General features: G+C 43.0%; 14 protein-coding genes and 1 rRNA gene. 13 read left to right on the top strand and 2 right to left on the bottom strand.

Features of this window, described 5'->3' with window-relative positions; translation table 11 throughout:
• The 11 genes from GGR02_RS13400 to GGR02_RS13450 form a co-directional block, all read left to right on the top strand.
• Positions 1 to 818: DNA-directed RNA polymerase subunit alpha (locus GGR02_RS13400; RefSeq protein ID WP_260175128.1), on the top strand; the 818-nt coding region annotated here is incomplete at its 5' end.
• Positions 819 to 880: 62 nt separating this feature from the next.
• Positions 881 to 1,243, top strand: a complete 363-nt coding sequence (gene rplQ, locus GGR02_RS13405; protein WP_183185514.1) for a 50S ribosomal protein L17 — start codon at positions 881 to 883, stop codon at positions 1,241 to 1,243.
• A gap of 118 nt (positions 1,244 to 1,361) precedes the next feature.
• Positions 1,362 to 2,201 carry an energy-coupling factor ABC transporter ATP-binding protein gene (locus GGR02_RS13410; RefSeq protein ID WP_183185515.1) on the top strand — a complete coding sequence of 280 codons (840 nt, stop codon included), beginning with the start codon at positions 1,362 to 1,364 and terminating at the stop codon, positions 2,199 to 2,201.
• Entirely contained in the window at positions 2,177 to 3,043 is an 867-nt protein-coding gene (locus tag GGR02_RS13415) for an energy-coupling factor ABC transporter ATP-binding protein (RefSeq protein ID WP_183185516.1), read from the top strand. The genes GGR02_RS13410 and GGR02_RS13415 overlap by 25 nt, the downstream gene beginning before the upstream one ends.
• Positions 3,043 to 3,834, top strand: a complete 792-nt coding sequence (locus tag GGR02_RS13420; RefSeq protein ID WP_183185517.1) for an energy-coupling factor transporter transmembrane component T family protein — start codon at positions 3,043 to 3,045, stop codon at positions 3,832 to 3,834. The genes GGR02_RS13415 and GGR02_RS13420 overlap by 1 nt, the downstream gene beginning before the upstream one ends.
• Before the next feature lie 13 nt (positions 3,835 to 3,847).
• Positions 3,848 to 4,588, top strand: a complete 741-nt coding sequence (truA, locus tag GGR02_RS13425) for a tRNA pseudouridine(38-40) synthase TruA (RefSeq protein WP_183185518.1) — start codon at positions 3,848 to 3,850, stop codon at positions 4,586 to 4,588.
• A gap of 149 nt (positions 4,589 to 4,737) precedes the next feature.
• Positions 4,738 to 5,175, top strand: a complete 438-nt coding sequence (rplM, locus tag GGR02_RS13430; RefSeq protein WP_066322021.1) for a 50S ribosomal protein L13 — start codon at positions 4,738 to 4,740, stop codon at positions 5,173 to 5,175.
• A gap of 17 nt (positions 5,176 to 5,192) precedes the next feature.
• Complete coding sequence (gene rpsI, locus GGR02_RS13435) at positions 5,193 to 5,585, top strand: 30S ribosomal protein S9 (protein WP_066322019.1); 393 nt, start codon at positions 5,193 to 5,195, stop codon at positions 5,583 to 5,585.
• Positions 5,586 to 5,690: 105 nt separating this feature from the next.
• Complete coding sequence (locus GGR02_RS13440; protein ID WP_183185519.1) at positions 5,691 to 6,125, top strand: DUF2521 family protein; 435 nt, start codon at positions 5,691 to 5,693, stop codon at positions 6,123 to 6,125.
• A gap of 63 nt (positions 6,126 to 6,188) precedes the next feature.
• Complete coding sequence (gene cwlD / locus GGR02_RS13445) at positions 6,189 to 6,896, top strand: N-acetylmuramoyl-L-alanine amidase CwlD (protein ID WP_183185520.1); 708 nt, start codon at positions 6,189 to 6,191, stop codon at positions 6,894 to 6,896.
• A 129-nt stretch (positions 6,897 to 7,025) separates the two neighbouring features.
• Positions 7,026 to 8,042, top strand: a complete 1,017-nt coding sequence (locus GGR02_RS13450) for an Mrp/NBP35 family ATP-binding protein (RefSeq protein WP_183185521.1) — start codon at positions 7,026 to 7,028, stop codon at positions 8,040 to 8,042.
• Positions 8,043 to 8,097: 55 nt separating this feature from the next.
• Here GGR02_RS13450 and gerD read toward each other — a convergent pair whose 3' ends face one another.
• Positions 8,098 to 8,697 carry a spore germination lipoprotein GerD gene (gene gerD / locus GGR02_RS13455; RefSeq protein ID WP_183185522.1) on the bottom strand — a complete coding sequence of 200 codons (600 nt, stop codon included), beginning with the start codon at positions 8,695 to 8,697 and terminating at the stop codon, positions 8,098 to 8,100.
• A gap of 147 nt (positions 8,698 to 8,844) precedes the next feature.
• Here gerD and GGR02_RS13460 point away from each other — a divergent pair, with 147 nt between their 5' ends.
• On the top strand, positions 8,845 to 9,444 hold the full coding sequence (locus tag GGR02_RS13460; protein WP_183185523.1) for a KinB-signaling pathway activation protein: 600 nt from the start codon (positions 8,845 to 8,847) through the stop codon (positions 9,442 to 9,444).
• Between the two features lie 32 nt (positions 9,445 to 9,476).
• Here the strand turns inward: GGR02_RS13460 and pdaB are convergent, their stop codons facing one another.
• A complete protein-coding gene (pdaB, locus tag GGR02_RS13465; protein WP_183185524.1) occupies positions 9,477 to 10,238 on the bottom strand; it encodes a polysaccharide deacetylase family sporulation protein PdaB in 762 nt (253 codons plus the stop codon).
• Between the two features lie 316 nt (positions 10,239 to 10,554).
• On the opposite strand from pdaB, the gene GGR02_RS13470 reads away from it, so the two are divergent.
• Positions 10,555 to 10,882 (top strand): 16S ribosomal RNA (locus GGR02_RS13470); the annotation flags it as partial.

A 10,882-nucleotide genomic window follows, 5' to 3' on the forward strand; every position in this document is an offset into this window, starting at 1 on the left:
CGGTGGTCGCCTCACTCCCTGGTGCCGCTGTGACATCTATTCAAATAGATGGAGTACTGCATGAGTTCTCAACAATTGAAGGCGTCGTAGAAGATGTGACAGCAATCATTTTAAACGTAAAGAAACTTGCGTTAAAAATTTACTCTGACGAAGAAAAGACGCTTGAAATTGATGTACAGGGTGAAGGAGTTGTCACGGCTGCTGATATTACTCACGACAGCGATGTAGAAATATTGAACCCGGACCTTCATATTGCTACGTTGGCTGAGGGCGGCCATCTTCGCATGAGAATGACGGCAAAACGTGGACGTGGGTATACTCCAGCTGATGCCAATAAACGCGAGGATCAGCCAATAGGTGTTATCCCTATCGATTCGATTTATACACCAGTATCGCGCGTAGCTTATCAAGTGGAAAACACTCGTGTCGGTCAAGTCACGAATTATGATAAGCTGACGTTAGATGTTTGGACAGACGGAAGCATCGGTCCAAAAGAAGCTGTTTCGCTTGGAGCGAAAATTTTAACAGAGCATTTGAACATTTTCGTTGGTTTGACAGATGAAGCACAAAATGCGGAAATCATGATCGAAAAAGAAGAAGACCAAAAAGAAAAAGTGCTCGAAATGACGATTGAAGAGCTCGACTTGTCTGTTCGTTCTTATAACTGTTTAAAACGTGCGGGTATTAACACTGTCCAAGAACTTGCACAAAAAACAGAAGAAGATATGATGAAAGTACGTAACCTAGGTCGGAAATCGCTTGAAGAAGTAAAAGCGAAACTCGAGGAGCTTGGATTAGGATTACGGAAAGATGACTAGTTAACGACGGATTAACTAGGCATTTTCATGTTACAAGTCATTCAAAAAAGGAGGGACATCTCATGTCATACAGAAAATTAGGACGTACAAGCGCTCAACGCAAAGCGTTGCTTCGCGACTTAACGACGGATTTAATTATTAACGAGCGTATTGAAACGACGGAAGCTCGTGCAAAAGAATTACGTTCGGTCGTTGAAAAAATGATCACGTTAGGGAAACGTGGTGACTTGCACGCTCGTCGTCAAGCGGCTGCGTTTATCCGCAAAGAAGTAGCAAACACAGAAACTGGTCAAGATGCGATTCAAAAATTATTTAGCGATATCGCTCCACGTTACCAAGATCGTCAAGGCGGGTATACACGCATTATGAAACTTGGTCCTCGTCGTGGCGATGGCGCACCAATGGTTATTATTGAACTCGTGTAAAGCGATTCGGTTGACTAACAAGGGCGAGACAGTTTGTTTCAAACTGGATCTATGCCCTTTTTTTGTTTCTTACTTGTTTGCTAGAAGAAGAGCAGATAGTTGGAAAGGGAGAGAGCGTGTGAAACAGTTAGTGTTATCGGTAGAAAATCTATCCTTTCAATATCTAGGTCAACCGAATGAAGCGGTGCGAAATGTGACGTTTCACGTTTATAAAGGCGATTGGGTAGCAATCGTTGGACATAATGGTTCTGGAAAATCGACTGTCGCCAAACTATTAATCGGCTTATTAAAACCAAAACACGGGGAGATTCGGTTGTTTGATACGGTGCTAAACGAAGCCACTGTTTGGCAGCTTCGCAGACGAATGGGCATCGTCTTTCAAAACCCGGACAATCAATTTGTCGGCACGACCGTTCAAGACGATGTAGCATTTGCTCTTGAAAACAATGGCATTCCTCGGGAAGAAATGGTCGAACGTGTCCAAGCAGCTATCCGTCAAGTGGGAATGGAAGCATTTTTGCTCAAAGAACCACATCATCTATCAGGCGGACAAAAACAGCGAGTAGCGCTCGCCGGCATCCTTGCGTTGCGGCCGGATCTTATCATTTTAGATGAAGCGACATCTATGCTTGATCCGAAAGGAAAGCAGGAAGTGTTAGAAGCGCTTATCGATTTGCGAAAGAAGCAACAGATGACCATCCTTTCGATTACACATGATTTAGAAGAAGCGGTGCAAGCAGACAAAATCATTGTCATGAACGAAGGCGAGATAGTTGCCAACGGGACACCGTCAGACGTTTTCTCGCTTGGGGAAAAACTAGCAGAATTTCGGCTTGACTTGCCGTTTGTCATGAAAATCAAAAAAGAGTTGCAACAAACAGGAATTCCATTATCCGTTCACAGCGCAACAATAGAGGAGTTGGTCGATGAACTATGGACATTGTATTTGAACAAGTAGACTATATTTACCATGCCAACTCGCCGTTTGCCCAACGAGCGCTTTATGAAGTGGACTTAGCGATCGAACATGGGACGTTTGTCGCCATTGTCGGCCATACCGGTTCCGGGAAATCGACATTGCTCCAACATTTAAACGGGTTATTAGTGCCAACGAATGGAAAAGTACGCATCGGGGAATATACATTAACTAACCGTCAAAAACAAAAACAATTAAAGCCGCTGCGCCGCAAAGTAGGAGTTGTGTTTCAATTTCCAGAACATCAGCTATTTGAAGAAACAGTCGAGAAAGACATTTGCTTTGGCCCGCTTAATTTTGGTGTTTCGGAAGACGTTGCGAAGCAGAAAGCAAAAGAAGCGCTTGCCCTCGTTGGCCTTCCGGAGCAGTTGCTTTCGCGATCTCCTTTTGATTTAAGCGGCGGACAAATGCGTCGGGTGGCAATTGCGGGGATATTGGCGATGGAACCAGACGTTCTCGTATTAGATGAACCGACCGCAGGGCTAGATCCATACGGTCGGAAAGAGATAATGGAACTATTCGCTCGTCTTCATCGAGAAAGACAACTAACGACTGTTTTAGTCACGCATCACATGGAAGATGCAGCGAAATATGCAGATTATGTTGTGGTTATGCAAAAAGGAACGGTATGGAAAACAGGCACACCGGAAGCCATTTTTCACGATATAGATGAATTGCAGCAAATCGGATTAAATGTACCTGAAACAGTGCTGCTAAAGCGAAAACTCGAAGAAAAAATTGGGCGGGAAATTCCATCCCCATGTTTAACCAACGAGCAACTAATCGACGGAATTAAAGCGCTATTTTTTGGAGGGCGGCTGTGATGAACGTCATCATCGGAAGATACGTACCAAGCAATTCTGTCATTCATCGCATGGACCCGCGTGCGAAACTGCTTGCTATGTTTATTTATGCTGCTAGCGTCTTTTTTGCGAACAATGGCGTTACGTATGCGATGTTGACTGCGTTTTTGTTTATCCTTCTTCTTTTATTGCGAGTGCCATTTTCGTTTATTCTAAAAGGGCTGCGTCCGGTGCTTTGGATTGTGCTATTTACGTTTTTGTTGCATGCTTTTTTGACGAAAGAAGGCGCAACGCTGTACCAAATAGGGGAACTCGCGATATATGAAGGTGGTTTACAAAAAGGGGTATTTATTTCGCTTCGATTTCTTTTGTTAATTGCCATGACGACATGGTTAACCATTTCAACGACGCCGGTAGAAGTGACCGATGCGGTAGAAAGTATATTTGGTCCTTTAAAACGTTTCCGTGTTCCTGTACATGAATTGGCGCTCATGATGTCAATTTCGCTTCGTTTTATTCCGACATTAATGGAGGAAACAGAGAAAATGATAAAGGCACAGGCAGCGAGAGGCGTTGATTTTTATGGTGGTCCGTTCGGGGAACGAATAAAGGCGATGACTGCTTTGCTTATTCCATTATTCATCCATGCTTTTAAACGAGCGGAAGAATTGGCAATTGCAATGGAAGCGCGCGGATATCGCGGCGGCGAAGGGCGAACGAAATACCGATTATTAACATGGGGTTCGATCGATACGTGGTTACTTGCTTCTACTGTCGGCGTGACAATTTTATTACTTTTATTCCGAGCGTAATGGGGAATGGACAATGAGAAGATGGAAATGTACGATTGCTTATGATGGAACTTATTTTGTCGGCTACCAAATTCAGCCAAATAAACGGACCGTGCAAGGAGAACTCGAGCGAGTGTTAGCGACAATGCATAAAGAAGCGGTTCGTGTCACGGCTTCTGGCCGAACGGATGCTGGGGTACATGCGCATGGACAAGTCATTCATTTTGATTCCCCCTTAGCGCTTTCGCCAGACGGATGGAAAAAAGCGTTGAATGCGATGTTGCCAGATGATGTGACCGTACGAGAAGTTGAACAAGTCGATGACTCTTTCCATGCCCGTTATAGCGTAATCGCCAAGGAGTATCGATATAAAGTTAGAACGGCAGTAGAATACGATGTATTTTCCCGCCATTATGCGTATCATTTCCCTTATCCTTTGGACACGGAAGCGATGAAGCAGGCGCTGGCGTTTGTAAAAGGAACCTATGATTTCACAAGCTTTTGCTCGGCAAAAACAGACATGGAAAACCGTGTACGGACGATTTATGAAGCAACTCTTTGTGCGACAGACGACGGGCTTGAATTTCGCTGGGTCGGCAACGGCTTTTTGTATAATATGGTACGAATTCTTGTTGGGACAATGTTAGAAGTCGGGCAAGGAAAAAGAAGCCCTGCTTCCATTCCAACGATTTTGGCGGGAAAAGACCGGCGGTTAGCAGGGAAGACAGCTCCTGCGCACGGACTTTACTTATGGAAAGTTGTTTATGACAACTAATCCTGGTGTAACATTTTCTTGACATTGGTAGCGGAAAGAGATATTATATCATATGGTATGTGTTTTAAACCCACGATTAGCCCCGGAAAATAATCGTGTTGAAATAAATATAAACGTTTCGTTCATTTTTTATTTTAGGAGGGAAAAAAATGCGTACAACTTATATGGCGAAGCCAAATGAAGTAGAACGTAAATGGTACGTTGTTGACGCTGAAGGAAAAACATTAGGGCGTCTTGCGAGTGAAGTAGCGGCAATTTTACGCGGCAAACATAAACCAACTTATACACCACATGTGGACACTGGTGACCATGTCATCATCATCAATGCGGAAAAAGTTGAGTTAACGGGCAAAAAATTAACAGACAAATTATACTATCGCCACAGCTTACATCCAGGCGGACTAAAAGTAAGAACAGCGCTTGAAATGCGCACAAACTACCCAGAACAAATGCTTGAACGAGCAATTCGTGGCATGTTGCCAAAAGGTCGTCTTGGCCGTCAAATGTTCAAAAAGCTGCATGTTTACCGTGGAAGCGAACATCCACATCAAGCACAAAAACCAGAAGTTTATGAACTTCGCGGATAATTAAGGAGGGTATTATTTTGGCACAGGTACAATATTACGGCACAGGCCGTCGCAAAAGTTCTGTTGCACGTGTACGCTTAGTTCCTGGTGACGGGCGCATCGTTATCAATAATCGTGACATTCAAGAGTACATTCCATCTCAAGCGTTAATCGAAGTAGTAAAACAACCGCTTGTATTAACAGAAACGTTAGGAAGCTACGACGTATTAGTAAACGTTCATGGCGGTGGCTTCTCTGGTCAAGCTGGCGCAATTCGCCATGGCATTGCGCGTGCATTGCTAGAAGTAGACCCAGAATATCGTCAAACGTTGAAACGCGCAGGATTATTAACTCGCGATGCTCGCATGAAAGAACGTAAAAAATACGGTCTTAAAGGCGCACGTCGTGCACCACAATTCTCTAAACGTTAACATTGTACGGAAAATCCCGGCTGTTATGGCTGGGATTTTTATTTTTTAACACGCATGTTTGGAAAGAAACGTAAGAAACTACATTCCAAAGGAGCGTGAAAACAAATGAATGTGATCACATCTTTTAAAGAGAAGAAGCGGGAAAAAGAAATAAAATATGAACGAAAGCTATTGCGGGAACTGTCATTAGACAAGTTGCAACGAAAAGCGGGCGAAACTTTTCGTTTCTTTTATCCGCATGACCAATTACCAGCTATTGTGGAAGATGGCTGCATCGATATGGCGATTGAAGCATACTTGCTCGGAGCTAGCTATAGTCGATTTGGGTATTATGGGGAGCCGGTGGAGAGAGTGAAGGCACGATCTGCTAAGCAAGAACAATATTTAGCCGATGCGCTATTTGAGTTTTTTTGTTTTTTCGGCAATCGCCACGAAAGGGATGCAGGAATTTTACACGATACGTGTGCGCGCTACATTTCTTATTGGTGGATGGAAGGGTTTGAAACAGGAAAAAAGCGGTGGCGGCTGAAACTACATTAAAAGTTCTATTTTCTTCTCTTGTCCCATATAACATAAATAACGGGGAACGCAGGAGGAGAAACGATGAAAATAAAACTATGGGGCATATTGATTAGCGTGGTTTTGCTCATTGTTTTTTTTCAATATATGATTGTTAGTACAAGCTCCACGAAATCGTGGAACCTTCCGCTTTCAGGGAGGATTATTATTTTAGATCCAGGCCATGGGGGACCGGATGGGGGAGCTGTAGGAGATGAGGTGTTAGAAAAAGAAGTAACGCTTCGGGTGGCGATGAAGCTGCGTGATTATTTGCAACAACAAGGAGCGCTTGTTTTATTGACGCGCGAAGATGATTACGACTTAGCAGAGAAGGATACAAAAGGATATAGCCGACGCAAAGTGGAAGATTTGAAAAAACGTGTTCAACTAATTAACCAATCAGAGGCCGACCTATTCATTAGTATTCATTTAAATGCCATCCCATCCCCGAGATGGAGAGGGGCACAGACATTTTATTACGGGTCGTTAATTGAAAATGAGCGGTTAGCGAAATTTATTCAAGCAGAATTGCGCCGGAATTTAGAGAATACTGATCGTTCCGCAAAGGTAATTAATACAGTCTATTTGTTGAAATATGCGAAAAAACCTGGTGCATTAGTTGAAGTCGGTTTTTTATCCAATCCAGAAGAACGGGAATTGCTTGCTTCCGACCGCTACCAAACGAAGCTTGCAGCGTCTATTTATAAAGGAATACTTCGCTATTTTTCCGATGAAACAAGCCTACCGGAGTGAATCCCTGCTTAGCCAACATGTAAGATGTCTACTAAAGAGCAAGTGTGATTGTCTGCATTCACGATTAGCAGTCATATGTGGTATAGTAAAATTATGAAAATGATTACACAAAGGGATTGGTGAGAAACGATGTTGACGGAAAAAGATGTGCAGGCGCTGCTAGAAAACATGCAAGACCCATTTTTACATAAACCGTTCAAAGAAACAAACGCCATTCAAGAAATTAAAATTAAAGAAGAGAAAGGACATGTAAGCGTAAAAATTGCGCTTGCCAAAACAGGAACGGCAGAGCAGCTGCAAGTTCAAACAGCTGTCGTCCAAACGTTAAAAAACGCCGGAGCAACATCGGTCGGCTTACGATTTGCACAGTTGCCAGACGAGGAAATCGCGAAACATCGTGGGGAAGAAAAACAGACGACCTACATTGCAATCGCTAGCGGCAAAGGTGGCGTTGGAAAATCGACCGTTTCCGTGAACCTTGCCGTTTCACTTGCTCGCCTCGGCAAAAAAGTAGGACTAGTCGATGCTGACATTTACGGGTTTAGCATTCCGGATATGATGGGCATCGTGGAACGTCCGGTAGTGCGCGGCGAAAAAATCATTCCAGTCGAACGATTTGGCGTAAAAGTAATTTCGATGGGCTTTTTTGTCGAAGATAATGCCCCAGTCATTTGGCGCGGTCCGATGCTAGGGAAAATGTTGAATAACTTTTTCAAAGAGGTAGAATGGGGCGAACTTGATTATTTATTGCTGGATCTCCCGCCAGGAACCGGAGACGTCGCGTTAGATGTTCATACGATGCTTCCTTCCTGTAAAGAAATTATTGTCACTACCCCACACCCAACCGCAGCGTTTGTTGCGGCGCGTGCAGGAGCGATGGCTCTTCGCACTGAGCATGAAGTCATAGGGGTTATTGAAAATATGTCGTATTTTGAAAGCAAGCTGACAAGGGAAAAAGAATATGTATTTGGCAAAGGTGGGGGCGAGAAATTAGCAAAGGAATTGCAAACCGAACTGCTAGGACAATTACCGCTCCAACAGCCTGACTGGAATGACGACGATTTTGCCCCGTCCGTATACGGAGAAGACCATCCAGTTGGAAAAATATATATGAATATTGCTCGTAAAATTGTGGAGAAATGTTAAAGGAAAATGGTGTCCGAGGAAGGACACCATTTTTATTGCGCTAGGGAAAAGAGGATCATTGGCTTCCTCCTTGTTGTCCCCCTCCTTCTCCTCCTCCGCTTTGTTTTTTCGTGCTTTGCATATTCTCCGCTGCTTTAATTAAAAGGTCTTGAATTTTTGCTTTAAACAATGGACTATCAAACGTTTCTGTCATTACTTTTTGAAGATGGCCGCGAAACTCCTTGCTTTTTAGAACGGTAAGAGATGCTTTTTCCATTTCCGGACTTTTTAATATATCCATCATCATCCCTTGGTACTCAGGGTCTTTCATCAATGCTTTAATCGTTTTTTCTTGTTCTACTTTTAAGCTTTTTGCAAAGCTTTCCGCGAACTTCGGATCTTCAAACGCCTTTTTCCAAAATTCCATTCCTTTTTTCGATGTTAACACTTGCTCGATTGTTTGCTTGACGACCGTTTGGTCCATAATGAGCTGCTGTTTTACTTTATCTTCGGTCATCACATCTTGAATCGCCTTTTTTCCTTCATCTGTTTTTAAAATATCGACAACCATTTTTTTGATTTGGTCGTAGTCCGGTGGAGCAGGACTGCTTTCTTGTGGAGCACAAGAGCTAAGTGTGGCAAAAATCAATAAGAGGAGCAGTGCCCAATTTCTCATATATTTAAGCTCCTTTCTACAAATGTTCCTTATCCTTAATATGAATTTCCGGCAAAAAAATATACGCTTGTCTGAGGAATACGCTAGCGTTTTTAAAAATGGATTGATAAAATTTTAAAGGAATAATGAATAATGGAGGTTGCAAGGGTGAACAGCCGTAAGTGGGTTCGATTATTTTTTACGACATTAGCAATTGGTGGGATGACAACCGCTATTACAGGAATGGTGACAGGATGGGAGAAATACGCAAAACTTATCACCAACGGACATATTGGGGAATTTTTTGCAGTGTTTGCGTGGTTTATTGGATTTGGCTTTATTTTTAGCGTCATTAGTCAAATGGGCTTTTTTGCTTATTTAACGGTTCATCGGTTTGGATTAGGAATGTTTCGCTCCGTTTCCCTTTGGAATTCCGTTCAGCTTGTCCTCATTTCATTCGTGTTGTTTGATTTAGTGTATTTCCGCTATGAAGCGTTTGCGGAAAAAGGGGAATCGATTGTAAGTTATGTATTAGTGGCATTATTTATTTTATTCGTCGGGCTCGTAGTGGCTTTTATCAAGAAAAAAGCAACAAATAAAGAAGCATTCGTTCCAGCGTTGTTTTTTATGACAGTTGTGACGGTCATTGAATGGTTCCCGGCATTAAGAATTAACGATGAAAATTGGCTTTATTTAATGCTTATCCCGTTAGTAGTATGCAACGCCTACCAACTTCTCATCCTCCATAAATTGACAGAAACAAAATGAAGAGGCCTCTCTACAACGAGAGACCTCTTTTGCTAATTAATTTCTTGATTAGAGGTTTCCCCATTCTCCATTAGTTGAGAAATGCTTACATTTTTATAGCCGCTGTGCTTCATTGCTTGAATAATTTGCGGCAGCGCTTTTGCGGTTTGTTTCGCGGAATCTGAAGCATGCAGCAACACAATGTCGCCTGCTTCCATCTCTTGAACGACGTTATTGACAACGCTGTCCACTCCTGGGTTTAGCCAATCTTTCGAATCAATACTCCAATGAACAACCGTATAACCTAACGAGTCGGCGATTTTTAAAACGTTTGTATTGAAATTTCCTCCTGGTGGACGAAGCAATGTCACACGTTTAATGCCGAGCGTATCAAACACCTTCTCTGCTTGCATTAAGTCTCGTCTTATTTTCGCGTCTTCTAGTTGCGTATAGTCGGTAAAGTTGTACCCCATGCTGCCGATTTCATGCCCGTCTTCTTTGATTCGTTTGACGATTTGTGGATGTCGTTCAGCCCATGAAGCAGATAGGAAGAACGTGGCGTTTTTAATGCCGTTTTTCTTCAAGACATCAAGAATTGGCAAAGCATTTTCGTCTCCCCAGCTAATATCGAATGTTAAGGCCACTTCATGTTTGCTTTTTTCTGCTTTATAAATCGCTTTTGGGCCGCTTGGTGTGGAGAAGGTAGGGTGATACACTTTCTGTACATATAAAATGAAAGCAGTAAAAAATGCCGCAAATACAATAATAAGCCCTTTTTTCAAAGAACGGCCGTTTAAGGTGTAGAAAAAGCGCAATATGTCCGCCCTCCTTTGTCCGATAAGTATGTTTATGACCATCTTATGCTTGTCAAATAGAATTATGAAGCAAATTTTTGTCCGCAAATTTATGGGGTTGCTAAAAAATAGACGTCAAGATGTTGACAAAAAAATAGACCGATGTTATATTAATAAACGTCGTCGGGAAAGTTAAAATAAAATTAGTGTTGACAAGCTAATGCTCGTCATGCTAGTATAAAAAAGCCGTCGATAAGACAAAATGTTCTTTGAAAACTGAACAAAACGAAGCGTCCTCGTGAATGAACGAGTAAAACATGAGTTTGGAATAAAACTTTCTATGGAGAGTTTGATCCTGGCTCAGGACGAACGCTGGCGGCGTGCCTAATACATGCAAGTCGAGCGGATCGAAAAGAAGCTTGCTTCTATTCGGTTAGCGGCGGACGGGTGAGTAACACGTGGGCAACCTGCCCGTAAGACCGGGATAACTTCGGGAAACCGGAGCTAATACCGGATAACACCGAAGACCGCATGGTCTTTGGTTGAAAGGCGGCTTAGGCTGTCACTTACGGATGGGCCCGCGGCGCATTAGCTAGTTGGTGAGGTAACGGCTCACCAAGGCGACGATGCGTAGCCGACCTGAGAGGGTGATCGGCCACACTGGG

Origin of the sequence: Anoxybacteroides voinovskiense (assembly GCF_014196205.1) — a bacterium.
Classification (GTDB): Bacteria; Bacillota; Bacilli; order Bacillales; family Anoxybacillaceae; genus Anoxybacteroides; species Anoxybacteroides voinovskiense.